Origin of the sequence: Couchioplanes caeruleus (assembly GCF_023499255.1) — a bacterium.
GTDB classification, from domain to species: Bacteria; Actinomycetota; Actinomycetes; order Mycobacteriales; family Micromonosporaceae; genus Actinoplanes; species Actinoplanes caeruleus_A.
On sequence record NZ_CP092183.1, the window covers coordinates 2,413,950 to 2,431,712 of the forward strand.

18 protein-coding genes are annotated in these 17,763 nt (G+C 67.8%); 17 read left to right on the forward strand and 1 reads right to left on the reverse strand.

Annotated elements, in window-relative coordinates; translation table 11 throughout:
• Positions 1-58 precede the first annotated feature (58 nt).
• The 16 genes from COUCH_RS11375 (at position 59) to COUCH_RS11450 (ending at position 15,369) form a co-directional block, all read left to right on the forward strand.
• A complete protein-coding gene (locus COUCH_RS11375; RefSeq protein WP_249612040.1) occupies positions 59-1,567 on the forward strand; it encodes an APC family permease in 1,509 nt (502 codons plus the stop codon).
• Positions 1,568-1,572: 5 nt separating this feature from the next.
• On the forward strand, positions 1,573-2,193 hold the full coding sequence (locus COUCH_RS11380) for a GNAT family N-acetyltransferase (protein ID WP_249612041.1): 621 nt from the start codon (positions 1,573-1,575) through the stop codon (positions 2,191-2,193).
• 362 nt (positions 2,194-2,555) lie between these two features.
• A complete protein-coding gene (locus COUCH_RS11385; RefSeq protein WP_249612042.1) occupies positions 2,556-3,359 on the forward strand; it encodes a hypothetical protein in 804 nt (267 codons plus the stop codon).
• A complete protein-coding gene (locus COUCH_RS11390; RefSeq protein WP_249612043.1) occupies positions 3,356-4,210 on the forward strand; it encodes an SAM-dependent methyltransferase in 855 nt (284 codons plus the stop codon). The genes COUCH_RS11385 and COUCH_RS11390 overlap by 4 nt, the downstream gene beginning before the upstream one ends.
• Complete coding sequence (locus COUCH_RS11395) at positions 4,203-4,697, forward strand: hypothetical protein (protein ID WP_249612044.1); 495 nt, start codon at positions 4,203-4,205, stop codon at positions 4,695-4,697. The genes COUCH_RS11390 and COUCH_RS11395 overlap by 8 nt, the downstream gene beginning before the upstream one ends.
• A 247-nt stretch (positions 4,698-4,944) precedes the next feature.
• Positions 4,945-5,973, forward strand: coding sequence for an NAD-dependent epimerase/dehydratase family protein (locus tag COUCH_RS11400; protein ID WP_249612045.1), 1,029 nt, complete (start codon positions 4,945-4,947; stop codon positions 5,971-5,973).
• Positions 5,961-6,929, forward strand: a complete 969-nt coding sequence (locus COUCH_RS11405) for a thymidylate synthase (RefSeq protein ID WP_249612046.1) — start codon at positions 5,961-5,963, stop codon at positions 6,927-6,929. Before COUCH_RS11400 ends, COUCH_RS11405 begins: the two co-directional genes overlap by 13 nt.
• A complete protein-coding gene (locus COUCH_RS11410) occupies positions 6,926-8,644 on the forward strand; it encodes a carbamoyltransferase family protein (protein WP_249612047.1) in 1,719 nt (572 codons plus the stop codon). The genes COUCH_RS11405 and COUCH_RS11410 overlap by 4 nt, the downstream gene beginning before the upstream one ends.
• Positions 8,638-9,672 carry a hypothetical protein gene (locus tag COUCH_RS11415; protein WP_249612048.1) on the forward strand — a complete coding sequence of 345 codons (1,035 nt, stop codon included), beginning with the start codon at positions 8,638-8,640 and terminating at the stop codon, positions 9,670-9,672. Before COUCH_RS11410 ends, COUCH_RS11415 begins: the two co-directional genes overlap by 7 nt.
• 53 nt (positions 9,673-9,725) lie before the next feature.
• The gene (locus COUCH_RS11420) at positions 9,726-10,238 is read left to right on the forward strand and encodes a topology modulation protein (protein ID WP_249612049.1); all 513 of its coding nucleotides are present in this window, start codon (positions 9,726-9,728) and stop codon (positions 10,236-10,238) included.
• Between the two features lie 24 nt (positions 10,239-10,262).
• Entirely contained in the window at positions 10,263-11,093 is an 831-nt protein-coding gene (locus COUCH_RS11425; protein WP_249612050.1) for a class I SAM-dependent methyltransferase, read from the forward strand.
• Entirely contained in the window at positions 11,090-11,806 is a 717-nt protein-coding gene (locus COUCH_RS11430) for a phosphotransferase (RefSeq protein ID WP_249612051.1), read from the forward strand. Before COUCH_RS11425 ends, COUCH_RS11430 begins: the two co-directional genes overlap by 4 nt.
• 11 nt (positions 11,807-11,817) lie before the next feature.
• On the forward strand, positions 11,818-12,471 hold the full coding sequence (locus tag COUCH_RS11435; RefSeq protein ID WP_249612052.1) for a histidine phosphatase family protein: 654 nt from the start codon (positions 11,818-11,820) through the stop codon (positions 12,469-12,471).
• On the forward strand, positions 12,471-13,358 hold the full coding sequence (locus tag COUCH_RS11440) for an aminoglycoside phosphotransferase family protein (protein WP_249613666.1): 888 nt from the start codon (positions 12,471-12,473) through the stop codon (positions 13,356-13,358). Before COUCH_RS11435 ends, COUCH_RS11440 begins: the two co-directional genes overlap by 1 nt.
• A 338-nt stretch (positions 13,359-13,696) precedes the next feature.
• On the forward strand, positions 13,697-14,635 hold the full coding sequence (locus tag COUCH_RS11445) for a hypothetical protein (protein WP_249612053.1): 939 nt from the start codon (positions 13,697-13,699) through the stop codon (positions 14,633-14,635).
• Positions 14,635-15,369, forward strand: coding sequence for a hypothetical protein (locus tag COUCH_RS11450; RefSeq protein WP_249612054.1), 735 nt, complete (start codon positions 14,635-14,637; stop codon positions 15,367-15,369). Before COUCH_RS11445 ends, COUCH_RS11450 begins: the two co-directional genes overlap by 1 nt.
• Before the next feature lie 156 nt (positions 15,370-15,525).
• On the opposite strand, the gene COUCH_RS11455 is transcribed toward COUCH_RS11450, so the two are convergent.
• Positions 15,526-16,545: a DUF3800 domain-containing protein gene (locus tag COUCH_RS11455; RefSeq protein WP_249612055.1), complete on the reverse strand. Its 1,020-nt coding sequence runs from the start codon at positions 16,543-16,545 to the stop codon at positions 15,526-15,528.
• Positions 16,546-16,922: 377 nt separating this feature from the next.
• Between COUCH_RS11455 and COUCH_RS11460 the strand changes: the two genes are divergently transcribed.
• Positions 16,923-17,721, forward strand: a protein-coding gene (locus COUCH_RS11460) for an IS5 family transposase (RefSeq protein WP_249613667.1) whose coding sequence is annotated in 2 segments (ribosomal slippage) — positions 16,923-17,236 and positions 17,235-17,721 — 801 coding nt in all. Because the reading frame shifts where the segments join, the coding sequence is not laid out codon by codon here.
• Positions 17,722-17,763: the final 42 nt, after the last annotated feature.

Below are 17,763 nucleotides of genomic sequence, written 5' to 3' on the forward strand. Positions count from 1 at the left end.
CGAGCTGCTCCCGCCCTCGCCCCCCGACTGTCCTTCCCCCTCATTGGAGTCGATCGCCATGTCTTTTTCCTCCCGTCGTGAGACTGTCAGCTCGGTGGCGGTGGCGTTGGCGCGCGCCCGGTTGGGGGTGTGGCCGCTGGTGTGGATCGTGATGGCCGCAGCCGCCCCGTTCACCGTGGTCGCCGGTGGCGCCACCGCCGGATTCGCCGTCACCGGCATCACCGGCATCCCTCTCGGCTATGTCGTGGTCGCGCTGATTCTGGCGTTGTTCTCCATCGGCTATGTGGCGATGTCGCGCAAGGTCGTCAACGCGGGCGCGTTCTACACCTACATCACCCACGGCCTCGGCAAGCCCGCCGGAGTTGCCGGGTCGTTCGTAGCGGTCGCGGGTTACAACGTGATGCAGACCGGCCTGTACGGCGGGTTCGGGGTGGCCGCGCACGACTTCGCCACCGCACACCTCGGTACGTCCGCGCCGTGGTGGATGTGGGCCATGCTGGCCTGGGCACTCATCGCGTTCCTGGGCGGGCGGCGCATCGATCTCAACGGCCGCGTCCTCGCGGTGCTACTGATCGCCGAGATCGCCGTCGCCGTCGTGCTCGCCATCGTGCAGGTCTCGCACCCGGCCGGCGGGAACACCTCGTTCACCACCTTGTCGCCGAACAACCTGTTCACCGCTGGGCTCGGCGCGGCCCTGGCCACGGCGATCGCCGGCTTCGTCGGGTTCGAGGGCACGGCGGTGTTCAGCGAGGAATCCAAGGACCCGCAGAAGACCGTCGCCCGGGCCACCTACCTGGCGCTGGCCATCATCGGCGTGCTGTACGCGTTCTGCGCCTGGGCGATGTCGGTCGCCACTGGCCCGAACCAGATCGTCGCCAAGGCAACCTCGGACGGCTCGCAACTGATCTTCAACCTGTCCCGCCCCTACGTGCCCGCCGCGCTGATCACCCTCGGCCAGTTGCTGTTCGTGACCAGCCTGTTCGCCGCTTTGCTGGCCTTCCACAACACCTGCGCCCGCTATTTCTACGCGCTTGGCCGCGAAGGCGTTCTTCCGTCTGCGCTGGGCCGGACCAGCCCGAAGACCCGGGCACCGATCTACGGCTCGCTGCTTCAGACCGCTGTCGGACTGGTCGTGATCGCCACGTATGTGCTCGCGGGCTGGGACCCGTTCACCCGCATGTTCTTCTGGCTGACCGTCCTCGGCGGCGTGGCCGTGCTGATCCTCATGACGGCCACGTCGGTCGCGGTCCTGGTCTACTTCGTCCACCCGCGCAACCGTGACGGTGTGGGCGCCGCCCGCGGCATCCTCGCCCCTGCCGTCGCGACGGTGGCGCTCGGCGCGGTGCTCTGGGTGACCCTGGCTCAGATGCCGATCCTGCTCGGCGTTGCCGGGACGTCGCCGCTGCGGTGGCAACTGCCGGGTATCTTCGCCGTCGCGGGCGTGCTCGGCCTGCTGTGGGCGTGGGTCCTCAAGGCCAGCCGGCCCGAGGTGTACGCGGTGATCGGACTCGGCGCCAACAGCGCCGTCACCGAACCGGCCAGCCCATTTGCCACGGCCGGGCGGTAACCGAGATGACCCAGCCACAGAGCACCGCCGCCATCCGCGCCGCCACCCACTACGACGCCCCAGGGATAGCCGAGCTGCTGGCCGAGTCGTTCCTGCACGGCGACCTCGGCCCCTGGCTGATTCCGCGTCTGGACACCCGTGCCCGCATCTACCGGCCGTACTTCGCGCTGCTCGTCGAGCAGGCCCTCGACCACGGTCACATTCAGGTCAGCGGCGACGCCAGCACGAACCTGGCTGCGGTGGCGATCTGGTACCCGATCGCGGGCGGGCCGCCCCCGGCGGCGGCCGACTACGACACCCGCCTCGCCGAAATCACCGGGCAGTACCGGCACCGGTTCGTCGCCCTGGACGAGGCGATGCACCGCCATCATCCATACGACACGTGGCACGACTACCTCGGCCACCTCGCCGTGCACCCCGACCGGCAGCACCAGGGACTCGGTAGCGCCCTGCTCGACCACCATCATGCCGAGCTGGACGTCACCGGCACCCCGGCCTACTTGGAGGCCACCGGCTCCCGTAACGCCCGGCTGTACGCCCGGCACGGATACCGCCCTCGCTCCAGCTACCGCATCGGCGGCGACGGACCGGCCCTGCATCCGATGTGGCGCCCACCCGCTACCTGACCTGCACCCCTACCCGAAATAGGGGACGGCTGCTGGCAGATCCGCGATCCGCCTCCGGCCGTGCTGCGGCGTCGCGAAACGCTGCGATCCGCACCCCGGGCGGTGCGCCAGAAATCCCCCGGCCCCGGCGCGCCGCCCGGCCCCCGCACCTTCCGCGTCCTTTCTCGCCACACCCGCACCCGTCAGGAAGCCCCGATCATGACCTCGTCCGCCCTGACCGACACCGCCTGGTACGGCCCGCTACCGTCTCGCGCCAACCGAGGCGGCTACGCGACCCAGCGCCCCAAGCGCACCTCCGGCGCTGTAACAGCGTTAACCCGCGTGAAGACAGCACCGGCGCCGGCTGCTGCGGAGCAGCGTTCATGAGCCCCGCCGACGCGAATCCGGAACCCGTGCTCGATGCTGCGCTGCTCGCGGCACGACTAGCGGAGACCTCCGTACCGGTTCCGGAACTGATCACGACGGCCTTGTGGCTGCTCGCTCACGACGACACGCACCCGCACCTATGGCTGCCGTGGGCCGACTACGCCCACCGTTCCTGCCAGCAGCTGTACGGCCCCGACGACTACCGCACCATTCAGGCCGCCCGTGCACACGCCATCGTGCTCACCCGCCACGGCCACCACCAGCTGGCAGCCGACATCCTGCAGGGCCTGCTCGAGGCATACCTCCAGCAGCCGCCGCATCCGGACAACACCGAGGTGCGCATCGCGCTCGCCGTCGCGCTGCACGCCGCCGGCCGCTGCGGACAAGCCGTCCGCGAGATCAGCCACGCCCTGAACACGGCACGCCACCATTACGAGGACCGACCGCTGCTCGCCGCGACGAGCACCGCCGTGTACCTGGGCATGCTGACCGCCTGCGGTCGACACGCCGGGGCCGCGAGCCTGCGCCGGGCAGCCCGCACCTGGCTACCTGAGCCGTACCGGCCCGGCACCGAAGCCTTCGGCGTGCTCAGCGCCGTGCACGCCCCCGACGCGCACGAGCACACCGGCGTGTGCGCCACGCACCTCGGCACGCTGCTGGTCGAGCCGGCCGTTCCGCCCACACCACCATCCTCGCGGCCTCGCCCACAGCAGGTGGCGGAAAACCTCGCGCATCTCGGCGTGGTCGTGAACCCTGCCCGACAGTCGGCACCGTACTGGCGGAGGCTGGACCGGTCATGAACACCCCTGATGAGCCGCTGGATGTGTCCTGGCCGCAGGCCGCGCGCCGTTACGACGCGATGCTCGGCGGCAAGGACAATTTTCACACCGACCGTGACTCGGCCGAGCAGATCCGCCGTGAGCTGCCGTTGGTCGACCAGGCCGCCCGCGAGCTGCGCCGCTTCCTCGAACGCGCCGTGCACTACCTGGCCGCCGACTGCGGCATCCGGCAATTCCTCGATGTCGGCTGTGGACTGCCGCATGCGCCGAACGTGCACGAGGTCGCTCAGGCCGTCGACTCCACCAGCCGGGTCGTCTACATAGACCCGGACCCGCTCGTGGGTGCCCACGCCCGCGCGTTGCTGACCAGCCACCCCGCCGGCGCGACCTACTTCCGCGCCGGCGGCCTCGAAGACCTCGACGAGATCCTCGCCGACGACACCGTGCGGGAGCTGATCGACTTCAGCCAGCCCGTCGCGGTGCTGCTGCTCGCGGTGCTGCACTTCATCCCCGACGACCAGCACGCCCGCGACGCCATCACCACGATCACGTCCGCGGTAGCCCCCGGCTCCTACCTCGCGGTGTCACACGTGACCTTCGACCCTCTCTCTCCGGAACACGCTGCTCGGCTGGCCAAACTCGCCGAACCCGGCGCCGGCCACGGACCGTTTCGCGCGCGCACCTACGCCGAACTCACCGCCCTGCTCGACGGCCTCACCCTGCTCCCGCACGGTGTTGTCTCGGTCGTGGACTGGTACCCCGAGCGAGAACCACGCCCGGTGCTCAACGCCGAGCATGCCGTCGCCTACGGCGTCGTCGCACGCCTGCCGCACCCCGACCGCCCGAGTACGCCCGGAGCACGGCGTGGATGAGTACACGGTGTTGCCCAGCGTGATCCGGCGCGCCTGGAAGCTGATCAGCAAAGCCGAAAACGCTCGCGCATGCCGACTGCTCGACCAAGCCCTGACCGCCGTCGATCCGATCACCGCCCGCCACGACCGACGGCTGATCCGCGCTGCGGCTCTCTACGTCGGCGCCCTGTCGTTCGAAGAAGGCTTCCCCGACCGCGACGACAGCCAGCTCACCTGGGCGCGATACGCCCACGCGGCTGCGCTCGCCGGACATGGCACGTCCAGCCCGATCTGGCAGGACACCGCCACCCTGTACGCCGACGTCTGCACCGCCCAAGGACTGACCTTCGACGCCGCCGTGGCCCACCGCCGCAAGCTCGACGCCTACGCCCAACCCAGCCGCGACAAACGGCGTCACCGGTCCCCGCCGACCGTTGGCAGCACTGGCACGCACTCCTGCTCAACCCCGCCCCACCCAGCAAAGGGTTTCCTGCGGCGTCACACCTGACGCCGCGAGCGACGATCCCTAAGCGCTGACCGCCATTCAGCTCTACCCAATGAGCGACACCGGTCAAGGTGCTGGAGCAAGAACACTGCGTACGGGCGGTCATCATGCGCAGCCCGGATCACGGCGTCGCCCACCTGTAGCGCCTGATCGACAGCGTTCCGCCGTCACGTAGCGCATGGCGTTTACCTCAAGCACCTGTCTCCGACAGGGCTGAGCCGTATACCAGCAACCGGAAGGCAGCTCGTCCATGGCCATCAGCGTCGCTGCAGGAACCAAGGTCGCCGTCACCGGCGCGGCGGGCTTCATCGGCTCACATCTTGTTGAGCGCCTACTCGACCGGGGATGTGCGGTGGTCGGTGTCGACCGCCGGAGCCCACGCTCAGAAACCTCGGCCCGGCTACACCTACGCGAGGTGTTCAATCATCCGCGGTTCTCCTGGGTTGAGGGCGAGCTCATGCACGTGAACTTGAAGGAGGTGGTGGACAACTCCGCGTGCGTCTTCCACCTGGCCGCCGTTGCGGGTGTCCGGGCGTCCTGGACCAGGTTCGAGGACTACGTCGCCGCCAATATCGTTGCCACCCAACGGCTACTGAGTACGTGCGAGCAGGCTGGCACGCCGAAACTGGTGTATGCCTCCTCATCCAGCGTTTACGGCCAAGTCAACGCCGCCAGCGGGGAGAACGACCCGACGCTGCCGGTCTCGCCGTACGGCGTGACCAAGCTTGCCGGTGAGCAGCTTTGCCTGGCGTATGCGAAGCGGCCTGCCAGCCGGCTGTCGGTGACCGCGTTGCGGTACTTCACGGTGTACGGGCCGAGGCAGCGGCCGGATATGGCCATCGCCCGAATCTTGGCGGCGGCTCTGACCGGGCAGCAATACACGATCTTCGGCGACGGTACGCAGCAGCGCGAGTTCACCTACGTGGACGACGTGGTGGAGGCGACCATCGCAGCGGCTGAGGTCGACGTCCCTGCTGCGGTGATCAACGTCGGTGGCGGCTCGAGTGTGTCGATGATCGATGTCATCGGCTTGGCACGGGAGGTCACCGGCAATCCGGTGCCGCTGACTGCCGTTACTGCGCAGGCCGGTGATGTCCAGGCCACCGCCGCGGACCTCACGCTCGCTCGTCTCTTGCTCGGCTATCAGCCGCGTACCGGCCTGCGGACCGGGATGGCGCGTCACGCCGCGTGGCTGCGCGACCTACCCCCTGAGCTGCTGCGCAAGTACGCGCCCCCGCCCATGAGCATCGACCAGAAGGAGCCGACATGCTGGAAGTGACCGCTGGATCGGCGAACGAGTTGTACGCGGCGGTGTGCCGTGACGTGCTGGCACAGGGACATCGTGCAGCGCCTCGTGGCATGGCCACCACCGAGGTACTCGGCGCTCACCTGCGGCTGACCGAACCGCGCCGCCGGTTCATTCATGTGCCGCCGGTACGAGTGTTGAATCCCGCGTTCGCCGTGGCCGAGGCGTTGTGGATTCTGTCCGGCTCCGACGAGCCGTGGATTTTCACCTATAACCGTGCGCTGGAACGCTACGCCGACGACGGCCGCCTGCAGGGCGCGTACGGGCCGCGGATGCGCCGCTGGCACGACGAGCTGGACCAGGTGGACCACGTCCGGCGTTTGCTGGCCCGAGATCCGGACAGCCGGCAGGCGGTCATCCAGCTCTACGACCCGCAACGCGATACGCGTGGACACCGCGACGTGCCCTGCACCTTGAACTACCGGTTCTTCCTGCGCCACGGACGCCTGGAGATGCACACCACGATGCGCAGCAACGACGTGTGGCTCGGCCTGCCGTATGACCTGTACACCGCCACCATGCTGCAGGAGCTCATGGCCGGCTGGCTCGGCGTGCAGGTCGGCACGTACCACCACCACGTCGATTCGCTGCACCTGTACGCCCAGCATGACCGGGCCGCCGCTGCGGTCGCCGTCTCGGTGGTCGAGCCGTCGCCGGTGATGGCGGCCCTGTCCGCCCCGGCCGAGGGTTTCACGGACTTCCTGACGACGGTGATCGCCGATGCCGTCGCCCCGACCATGGACGCTGCGTGGCCCGCTATGGCGGCGGTCATGGGCAGTTATCGCGCTTGGAACGCGGGCGAGCGGCCGACCGCGCTCGCCCTGGCTGCGACCATCGATGACGAGCTCGGGCGGGCCCTGCGCGGCTGGTACACCCACCTCACCGCGTCGGCCCCGATGTCTGTCGCCCCGTCCGGTGGTGCGCGATGACCCGGCGACACGTGGTGCTCGGCCTGTGCTCGTTCACCCATGACTCCGCCGCCGCGCTACTGATGGACAACAACCTCGTGGGGTTTGCCGAGGAGGAACGCCTCACCGGAGACAAACACACCGCCGCTTTCCCCGAGCACGCGATGAGCTGGCTGCTCGACACCGCCGGCCTGGATGCGACGGCGGTAGACGTGGTCGCGTACAACTTCGACGGCCGCCGCTATCTCGACGCCCTTCCCGCAACCGACCTGTACGCCCGGATACCCGAGACGCAGGAGCGCGCGCAGCCACGAGCCGACAGCTTCCGCAAAGTCCACGACCGCTTCAACACCCGGATGGCGCATCTACGCGAGCGATTCCCCCGCGCCAGGGTCGCGCCGGTGCTGCACCACCGCGCCCACAGCATGTATGCCTTCGCCTCCAGCAGCTACGACGCTGCCGCCGTGCTGATAGTGGACAGCCTCGGCGAGGTGCAGACCACCACCATCGGCAACGGGCTACGCCTTCACGACGGCGGCTGCCGCATCACCATCACCGAGGACATCACCGATCCCGCCTCGCTCGGCTACGCCTACGGAGCGGTCACCGAACACCTCGGCTGGCGCCGCGGAGACGAAGAAGGCACCGTAATGGCCTTGGCCGCCCTGGGCGACCCCACCCGCTTCCGCACCATGATCCGCGAAGCGATCCCGATCACCGATCACGGGTTCAGCCTCGACCCCCGCTGTTTCCCGCTGCGTGTCCTCGCCCGTGACTACCCGCGGGTGAGCGCCGCGTTCATCGCCGCGACGTGCCCCGCCCGCCACCCGTCAGCCCCGGTGGAACAGGTCCACGCCGACCTGGCTGCCGCACTGCAGGAACGCACAGAACAGGTCATGGTCCACCTGGCACGCCGCGCTCGCACGGTGACCGGTCTGCGGCTGCTGTGCCTCGGCGGCGGCGTCGCCGCCAACTGCGTCGCGGTCGGCAAGATCGTGGAAGCCGGGATCTTCGACGAGGTCCATGTGCCGCCCGCGCCCGGAGATTCCGGCACTGCGATCGGCGCTGCCCTGGCCGCCAGCCTTGACACCACCCGCCAGGCCGCATCTGGGGTTGCCGGCCGCTGTTACCTCGGCCCGGCCTACCCAGCAGTGCAGCTATCCGAGCGCCCTCGCCCCGGGCTGATCACGCACCGGCCTACAGCCCCGGCCAAGCACCTTGCGATCAAGCTGGCCGAGGGCAACACCGTCGGACTATTCCACGGCCGCCTGGAAGCCGGGCCACGCGCGCTGGGAAACCGGTCGATCCTGGCGTCGCCGCTGCTGCCCGAGGTGGTCGAGCGCCTCAACGCCACGGTGAAATTCCGTGAGCCCTTCCGCCCGTTCGCACCGGTCGTGCTCGCCGTGACGGCGGCAGACTACTTCACCCTTTGCCAGCCAGCCCCGTACATGTCGATCGCCTCCGGTGTGACCGACCTGACCCGCGAGCACATCCCGGCGATCGTGCACGTCAACGGCACCGCCCGGGTCCAGACCGTCACCGCCGACGCCAACCCGTTCCTGGCCGAGGTGCTGACCGAGTTCGCCGCACTGACCGGCCATCCGGTGCTGATCAACACCTCGCTCAACGTCAAAGGCAAACCGATCTGCGGCACCCCGGACATGGCGCTGGACTGCCTGACCCAAAGTGGCCTCGATGCGCTGATGCTCGAAGGCTGGTGGGTGAGTAGATGCTGATCGGCTACAGCTTCTGGGGCTTCCTCGGCAACGGCATCACCGACACCCCGGACGGCGGGCGCAGCCACCGCCGGACCCTCATCGACGGCCTGCTCGAACGCGGCCACCGCATCGTGTTCCTGCAAGCCAACCGCGACCACGACGAAGCCGGACTCGACCTGAGCGACACCTACCAGTGGAACCTTGGGCTGCCCGACATCGACGCGCTGTTCCTGGAGTGGCGCTGGCCCATCCCGGACCGAAACACCACCGCCTGCAAAACGCCGGGACACACCTGCGACCTGCACCGCCAGCAACAGCTCCTCGACCACTACACCGCCGCCGGAGTACCGACCCTATTGTGGGACAAGGACCGGCAGCTCCCGGCCAACGATTGCATGCGTCACACGCGGAACGTCGCAGTGTGTGAGCCCGCGCTGCACCCGACACCGGGCGCGGCGACGTTGCTGTTCCCGGTGTCCGACAAGGCGCTGGACGGCGCCGACCCGGGCGCCCTGACCGCCGGGACACGGGACCTGCCCCTGGTCTACATCGGCAACCAGTACGACCGCGACGGCGCCTTCGACCGCTACTTCGCCCCGGCCGCCACCGGACACCCTCACCTGGTCGCCGGTAAGTGGACCCGCACACAGCGCTGGCCCGAGCTCAACTTTTACGGTCGGATGTCGTTCGCCGCAGTCGACCCGCTGTACCGCCGAGCGGTGTGCACCATGCTCCTGCTGCCCGACCGGTACGCCCAGGCCGGGCAGATGACGCAACGATTGTTCGAGGCGGTCCTGGCCGGCTGCCTGCCCCTCACCCCGGCCGACATCCGCGACGCCACCAAGTTCGCCCCTACTGCGCTGCATGTTCGCGACGCTGCAGGCGCCGCCCGCACCATCGCCCACCTGCAAACCATCGTCGGCACCGCCCAACACGCCGACCTGCTCGCCGACTGCCTGCACAAGCTGGACCTGTTCCGGTTGTCGCGGCAGCTCGAGATCGTTGATCGGCAGTTGTCCGGTCTCGTTCGGGGCGGGGTGGGCTGATGGTCGGCTGGCCTGCGCACCGTGGCGACCGACGACGACTACCGTCGCCAGCGATGAACAGAATCGCCATCATCGGCTGCGGCGGCTCCGGCAAGACCGTTCTCGCCCGTCACCTCGCCGAGCATCTCGGCCTTTCCGTAACCAACCTCGACGCGCTGTACTACGACGACGGCTGGCACCCCACGCCGATGGAGACGTTCGCCGACATCCAACACGACCTCGTCGCCGCCGGCCGGTGGATCATCGAAGGTAACTATGCCTCCACCCTGCCCATCAGACTTGCCCGCGCCGACACGGTGATCTTCCTCGACCTGCCCGCCCGGACCTGCCTGTGGGGGATCGCGCAACGCCGGTGGCGCTACCGAGGCGGCCAGCACGCCGACGGCGTCTACGACCGCATCACCTGGTCATTCATCAAGTACGTCATCGGCTACCGGCGCAGCATGCGTCCCCGTGTCACCGCGCTGCTCGCCGAACACGGGCAACACGTCCGCTACCTGCGATTGACCAGCCGCCGACAGGCCAACCGTTTCCTGCGCCAGCTCGACACCGGCACCCCCACCTGACCCCCCATACCTACGGAGGCGAGCTTGTCCACCCCGAGCGCCCCCTTCACCGACCCCGCCCTCATCCGCGGCCCCCTCTACGGCAGCCCCGAACGGCTCGGCCAACGCACCAACGCCCTGCACCGCGCGAAGATCATCGGCGCGGACGCCACCGAGACCATCGCTGCGCTGGCGATGGCCGCTCACCCCGCCCCGGCACGGGTGGCCGACATCGGATGCGGGCGGGGCACCACCACCGTCCGGCTGGCCCGCCAATACCCCACAGCGGCCATCGTCGCCGTCGATCAGTCCCCGGCCCTACTGGCGGTTGTCGGCGACCGGCTACGCGCACACAATCGCCACGCGCACCTTGTGCAAGCCGACTTCCACCGGCTTCCGGATGACGTGCACGACCTCGATCTCGCGGTGGCGGCGTTCTGCCTATACCACTCACCGCACCCCGAGCAGGCGCTCACCGAGATCGCTGACCGGCTCGTGCCCGGCGGCGTATTAATTGTCACGACCAAGTCGGCCGACAGCTACCGCGAGGTGGACGCCGCCATAGCCGCTAGCGGCCTCGACCCTCAAGCCACCAGCCGGGCAAGCCTCTACCAGAGCTTCCACACGGGCAACGCCGCCACGGTACTCGCAGCGGCCGGGCTCGTCACGCGCCGCCGTCTCGACCAGCAGCACACCTTCCGCTTCCCCGACGCCGGCCACCTCGCCGACTACGCCGCCACCAACCCCAAATACCAGCTCCTACCCGAAACGACGAACGAACCCGCCGCGCTCGCCGCCGCCCTGCATGCCTGTACGCCGAGCACGCCAGTGACCACCACGTCCACGGTGACGTACCTGGTGACGGCCCGGCCATGAGCCGGACCGTGTTCATCAAGCGCTACACCGACCCGGCCCGAGGGCTCGCCGCCCAACGCCACCTGCGATGGCTACAGCACCTCGACAGCGGCGTACACCTGCCCCACCTCTATCCGAGCACCGCCACGTACCTGCTGCTCGAACGGCTCCACGGCCGCCTACTCAATCCCGACGACCTGCCCGCAGTGGCCGTCATACTAGGGCTGCTGCACGGCAGCGCGTACGCCCGTGAACTGCGCGCAGCCCGCCTGGACCAGCCCTTCAACACGGCCACGGGCACTGTCATCCCCGCCTTCACCACCGGCCGCGAACACGTACTCGCACACCTCAGCCCCGAGTGGAGCGGCGCCCCCGCCTGCTTCTACAAAGACGCCAACCGGCGCAACTTCCTCATCACCGCGCACGGCCCGGCGCTGGTGGACTTCGACGACCTCACCCTTGCCCCCTTCGGCTACGACCTCGCCAAACTCATCGTGTCCACCGCCATGACCTTCGGACACCTGCCAGCCGAACGGCTCCACGCCGTGCGGGGCGCATATACCCGCAGCGTCGCACACGCCGGTGGGCCGCCCGCGTCGTGTTCGCCCTCCCAACTAGCCGGCTACGCCGAGGTCCACCACCTACTCACCGCCCGCTACCTGCACCGCAACGACTACCAGCACCTCTGGCCGAGCGTACGGCCCTGGCCCGCACCGGCACCCCGAACCGCTTGAAGGAGCACGCCGTGACCGTCACCACCGAACTCGTCCTCGTCCGACACGGCGAAGCCAACAACAACGCCACCGGCATCGTCGGCGGAGAACGCGGCTGCACCGGACTCAGCGCCCAAGGCCACCGCCAGGTGGAAAGGCTCGCCGAACGCCTTGCCCGCGAGCACTCCCTCCGACCGTTCGATGCGGTCTACGGCACACCACGCCGCCGCGTACGCGACACAATCGACATCATCACCAAGGTACTGCCGCTCCAGGTCACGATCGTGCCGGAGCTACGCGGTCCCGACCACGGCGACGCCGACGGCCGCTCCTGGAACGACATCAAGACAGCATTCGGCGGACCACCCCAACACAATCCCGACCAGCCCTACGCCCCAGGGTCCGAAACGTGGAACCAATACCTGCAACGCGCGACAACCGCACTTCGAGAAATCCTCAACCGGCACGTCGGACACCGCATCCTCATCGCCGCCCACGGCGAAACCATCGAAGCCGCCCACGTCCTAATGCTCGAACTACCACCCACGGTCCGCCTCGGCATCGGATTCGTCACCGACCACACCGGCATCACACGATGGCAGCATCACGTCAACCGCTTCGACCGGCACGTCTGGATGCTCGCCGCTCACAACGACACCCGCCACCTCAGTGAACCGCGCTCGTGATGGAAGCCGAAACGCTCCTGCTCAGCCTGTGCCGCCGACTCATCGACCCTCACGCCCGACCCATCACCACGCACGCCGGCCACAACGGAACCATCGCGCTGCGGGCCGCGACCACCGCCGGAGAGGTAATCGCCAAACTGCACCGTGGTCTCGACCGTCATCAGCAGGAGATCCACGCTTACACCCACTGGACTGCAGTCCTACACGGACGAGCGCCGCAGCTGCTCGCCGTCAGCGACGACCCACCCGCCATCGTTATCAGCGCACTGCCTGGACGGCCACTTGCCGACACACCGCTCCCGGCCTCCTTGGAAACCGAGGCACACCGGCAAGCCGGAGCCATCCTGCACGCCCTACACCATGCGGCCCCTGCGACCACCGAACCCGACATGACCGGCTGGCTCGCCGAACGCGGCGAATACTGGCTCGCACAGGCGCAGCATCTCTTACCCGCCGACCGGTGCGCAGAAATCCGCGGTCACATGCACGCCTTACGCGACCTCGGGCCCATCCCGGCCGTTCCCTGCCACCTCGACTACACACCTCGGAACCTGCTGTGCTCAATCACCGATGCGGCACAACCAGTACGGAACGGCGATGACGGCTCCGACCCCCATACGTCGGCAGAGGTAAACGTCGCCACATTCGACTTCGAGCACGCCCGCTACGACCTCGCCGCCCGCGACCTCGTACGAGTAGCCACCCGAGTATGGAAAAACCGCCCGGACCTCGAGGAAGCCTTTCTCCAGGGATATGGGCCACTCTCGCCACTAGATCGACGAGTAATTCAACACTGCTCACACCTTGACGCGTTGACGGGCATCGTCCGCGCAGCTCACACCTCTGCCGCGGCGCTCACCGCACGCTCCGGCTCAGAAAGCGCGTAACGGTGCGGTTGAGTAGGCCGCACTTACCGACCGAGTCCGCCGCCAGCAGCGCTCGCCTCGTAGGCCGACACAAACAGGATCCTTGACGCCCGATAGCATGTGACCTCCAGGCGGCGAATGCTCGTGGTAGGAGTGCAGCGCACGGAAGGACTGGTCAGCCGGATGAATCTCTACCGACTGCTGGCACAGCAGCAGCACCAGCCACAAGCTCAACAATGTGACGCAGCGGCCGACACGCCAGGCCCTCACCCGCGGCCCCGTCCGTCAACGGGAGTGACTGCAACGATCGAAACCACCGACGAAGGACGCTCCGGAGCGCTGTTGGGCTCCATCGCACCATGACATCTACATCGCCGGTCATCCTCGTCGGGGACCGAACGGATCCACACATCCAGGCCGTCGCCGATCTGCTGCCCGCGCGAGGCACCGTGATCGTCGACGCCGCAACGTTGAGCGACGGTCTGGAAAGTGTCGAACCCAGCCGTACGGTGCTGGTCGACCAGACCGGCGGCACCGTCGACGTCGGTCCCGGCTGTCCTGCTCGTGGCTGGCTTCGCCGATTAGCGCCTGCCGGGTGGGACCATGGCACGGTTCTCGGCGGACATGACGCCGCGGTGTTGTCCGCGCGGCTGGTATTACTCGCTGCCCTGCTGCGCGATTCCGCATTGACCCTGGTGACGCCGGTGGATGAATTGTTCGCCGCGGAGAACAAGCTGGTGCAATATCGCGCCGCCCGCGAGATTGGCGTTCGCTACCCGACCACTTTAGTCAGTGGCGACGTAGCCGACCTAGTGGAACGCCTCGATGAGCTGTTCGTCCTCAAGCCTCTAGGGCCCGGCAACTTCGAGGACGATCGCCGGCAGAACGTCGTCTACGTACGCCCGGTTTATGCCTCCGACGTGGCCGGGGCGGATTTGCTCGATGCGCCTTTCCTCGCTCAGCAGCTCATCCATGCGGAGGCGCACCTACGGGTCGTGACCGTCCATGACCGGGTGTGGGTGACGGAACTGGACGGTACCGGTGTGCCGGTCGACTGGCGTGAGCACGCACCCGCCCACCACAGCTTCCAGGTCTCCACCGCCTGGCCGGAGGTGGCGAACGCCGCCGGGCGATTGGCAGCTCACCTGCGCGTCGGGTTTAGCAGTCAGGACTGGGTGGTCGACGACGACGGCCCGGCATTCCTCGATCTGAACCCCGGCGGTCAGTGGCTGTTCCTCCCCGACACCGTGACCACATCCGTTGCTCAAGCCCTCGCCGACTGGCTGGCAGACCGTTAGTGCACGTCGTCAGAGGCAGGTACGCCGAAGCACGCGTCTACGGCTGGTATGTGCTGGCGCTACTACGACCCGGCGTCGAAGTCCCCACGTTCGGTCAACCCGAGCCGTTCACCGCAGACATCGAACGGTTCACCCCCGACGACCTCAAGATCATCGTTGAAGAAGGCCGCCGACAGACCGATCGGCAGCTGGCCGACCTAGAAAAGAACCGGGCACGGGCCGCCACGCTGCTGACCATCGGTCTCGCCGAACTCGCGGTCCTGGCAGCCAGCGCCGGCCGTGTCTTTCCCCTCGGTGTTCCCGTCCGGGTCGTCTGGGCCATCAGCGCTGTGCTCGTGGTGCTCACCATCGGCGGCGCCGCGTCGCTGCTCACCTCCCGCGCCGACTTCGGCCGCCTGGAAACACGACACCTCGCAGCAGGGCCGATGCCCGTGCTGCGGGAGGCAGCCCTCGGCTACGCGCACGCGGTGGGGCTGGGTGAGGAAACCGTCCGCACCCGTATTACCGTGCTTCGTGACGGTGTGCTGCTCGCCGTCATGGCGGCGTTGTTGTACGCGGTAATCTGGCCGGTCGTCACGACAGCAAAGACACCAGGCACGGCCCCTCGTCCTTCACCGACCGGAGAAAACATATGTCGCGCGACCTGTATACCGTCCTCGCCCAGCCGGCCGAGCCCGACGACGACCGCAACCGGCGACCTCGCCCCGACAAGCGCGACCCCCATACCGTCCTGACCCATTCGATAGAGACGATCGACAACGACCGGGCGAGTTACCTGCTGGGCAACATCGCCATCTGACCAACCCCGGCCCGGCGGCACACCGAAATAGGCTGGCGGGGAATCGGCGTTCGACTGGCGAAGGAGTAAGGCGTCCGTTCCGGAAAGCCCCTCATCTTCGGCGCGGTGGCCGCGGTGTCCTGATGGTGTCGGCGTCGGGCCATACACCGCCGGACACCCAGCCAGCGGCGACGGGAGCGACCTCGTCCACGAAGGGATTGGTCTTGCCGGTTGCTCGGGCGTCGGCCACGTGGCGCGAGCCACCGGCCACCCAGTCGGCGACCTGAAGCTGCGGAGTGCTCGCGCTGTCGGCGAAGGTGATTTCAGTAGCGGGAAGCGGTGGAAGCTTCAGCACCGGTGTGACCGCCGGCAGCGCTTCGATGGACAGCAGTGTCAGCGCGTGGCGGGCGATGGTGTTGGACTGATCGTGCACAAGGCGAAACGGACCGACCCGCTCGCCCACGTCGTAGCACAACTCCACAAGGCAGGGGATGGCCGGGTCGAGAACATCGGTGATCTTGGCTTCCGCGATGAGCTCAAAGACTTCATCGGCCTGCACCCGCGCGGCCTGCAGGATGCCGAGCTGGCCGCGAAGCTCCTCTACCGCCGTGCCACGGTAGGCCGCAATAGCGGCGAAAAGGTCATCGACGGTCGTCGGCTTGCTGGGGCGTAGTGCATCGACGAACGTCTGGAGCATCTGATCGAACGCTGCCGCGTCTCCCGCGACGGGTCCGACGTGAAAGAGAAGATTGGCCAGTCCTAGAGCGGAGCCGTCGGCGTACATGTCGTAGCCGTCGTCGTAGGCGAGCTCGACGGCGAGATAGTCCACCATCTTCGCGACGATCATGAATCGCTTGTGGGCAAGGTAGGTGCGGACGGATCCGTCCGGCAGCTGCGCGAAAGCTTCCAGGAGCGCCTGGCGTCCCGCCCCAGATTTAACCAAAGCGCTGTACTTTGCCTCGCCGAAGTTGGCAGGCATGTGCGCGCGGACCGATGCCACGAGGGAAGCGGCCGCGGCAGAGTCCATGAGTACCGCGGCGGCTGCGAAGACCGGCTGGTCGAGATCGGTCAGATTTTCCCCTGAGTTGTTCGACTCATCGGCGTAGACGGTAGGAGGCACAGAGGAAGTCACGGTGACAGCCTGCCCGTGGTCTCGCTCGTTCGCACGTCGATCACCATGTTCGAGAACAGCGTCGCCGAAACTCGTCAGGAACCGGCACCGGCGAGTACGCCACTCGCCGCCGACCATTTGGACCCGACCGACGAGCTGGCTAGCACCTCCGACAGCTCAACCTGAACGCTTTACCGCAAGATTAGGTGTGCTGTTCACCTGCGCAAGGTCCTCGCCGATCCGGGTGAATTCGCTGTCCGGTATTTGACTTCGTGTTTCTCGCCGTTAAGGGTAGGGCGGGCCTTAAAAGCCCCTAACACGATCTGCTGAATCGAAGTTGATCAGCGTGACGAGGTGAAGATCAGTCTCGTTCGCCCGGTCGTGAGCAGGCGTGGGTCATCGATGACGAGTTGTGGGAGCTGATCGAGCCGCTGTTGCCGCCGTGGCCGGCGAAGGCGCCGGGGCCTCGGCCGGTGCCGGATCGGCAGTGCCTGCAGGGCATCTTGTTCGTGCTGCACACCGGGATCGGCTGGGAGGACCTGCCCCAGGAACTCGGGTTCGGTTCCGGGATGACCTGCTGGCGCCGGTTGCAGCGCTGGACCGAGGCCGGCGTGTTCGATCAGGTGCACCAACTGCTGCTGGCGAGGCTGAACGCGGCCAACCGGATCGACTGGTCGAGAACGGCGATGGACGGTAGTCATATCGACGCGAAAAGGGGGTGCCGGGACAGGTCCGTCGCCGGTCAACCGCGGCAAACCCGGCTCCAAGCACCACCTGATCTGCGACGGCAACGGCACCGCGATCTATGTGCTTACCAGCGGCGCAAACGTGCCGGACATCAGCCGCGCCCTCGACCTGCTCGACGGCTACCCGCCGATCGCCGGCCGGCCGGGACGGGCCCGGCGCCGCTTCGCCACGCTGCTGGCCGACAAGGCCTACAGCAGCCGAGCGTTCCGGCAGGCCTGCCGCGAGCGCGGCACTCAACCGATCATTCCTACGCCCAAGACCACCGGCGTCAAGGGCCTCGGCGAGCTGCGCTACGTGGTCGAGCAGACCTTCGCCCTGCTCCATCAGTTCCGCCGCCTGGCCGTGCGCTGGGAACGCCGACTCGACATCCACGACGGCCTCGTCAGCCTGGCATGCGTTCTGATCTGCTGGCGCAGACTGATCAACTGGACCAAGCCGAGATCGTGTTAGGAGCTCTAAGGGGCCGAACACCAAATACCACTATAATGTCTG

Excerpts from the sequence above, each read along its gene's own strand:
- COUCH_RS11375 (WP_249612040.1), top strand. The coding sequence starts at position 59 with ATGTCTTTTTCCTCCCGTCGTGAGACTGTCAGCTCGGTGGCGGTGGCG.
- COUCH_RS11380 (WP_249612041.1), top strand. The coding sequence starts at position 1,573 with ATGACCCAGCCACAGAGCACCGCCGCCATCCGCGCCGCCACCCACTAC.
- COUCH_RS11385 (WP_249612042.1), top strand. The coding sequence starts at position 2,556 with ATGAGCCCCGCCGACGCGAATCCGGAACCCGTGCTCGATGCTGCGCTG.
- COUCH_RS11390 (WP_249612043.1), top strand. The coding sequence starts at position 3,356 with ATGAACACCCCTGATGAGCCGCTGGATGTGTCCTGGCCGCAGGCCGCG.
- COUCH_RS11400 (WP_249612045.1), top strand. The coding sequence starts at position 4,945 with ATGGCCATCAGCGTCGCTGCAGGAACCAAGGTCGCCGTCACCGGCGCG.
- COUCH_RS11405 (WP_249612046.1), top strand. The coding sequence starts at position 5,961 with ATGCTGGAAGTGACCGCTGGATCGGCGAACGAGTTGTACGCGGCGGTG.
- COUCH_RS11410 (WP_249612047.1), top strand. The coding sequence starts at position 6,926 with ATGACCCGGCGACACGTGGTGCTCGGCCTGTGCTCGTTCACCCATGAC.
- COUCH_RS11415 (WP_249612048.1), top strand. The coding sequence starts at position 8,638 with ATGCTGATCGGCTACAGCTTCTGGGGCTTCCTCGGCAACGGCATCACC.
- COUCH_RS11420 (WP_249612049.1), top strand. The coding sequence starts at position 9,726 with ATGAACAGAATCGCCATCATCGGCTGCGGCGGCTCCGGCAAGACCGTT.
- COUCH_RS11430 (WP_249612051.1), top strand. The coding sequence starts at position 11,090 with ATGAGCCGGACCGTGTTCATCAAGCGCTACACCGACCCGGCCCGAGGG.
- COUCH_RS11440 (WP_249613666.1), top strand. The coding sequence starts at position 12,471 with ATGGAAGCCGAAACGCTCCTGCTCAGCCTGTGCCGCCGACTCATCGAC.
- COUCH_RS11445 (WP_249612053.1), top strand. The coding sequence starts at position 13,697 with ATGACATCTACATCGCCGGTCATCCTCGTCGGGGACCGAACGGATCCA.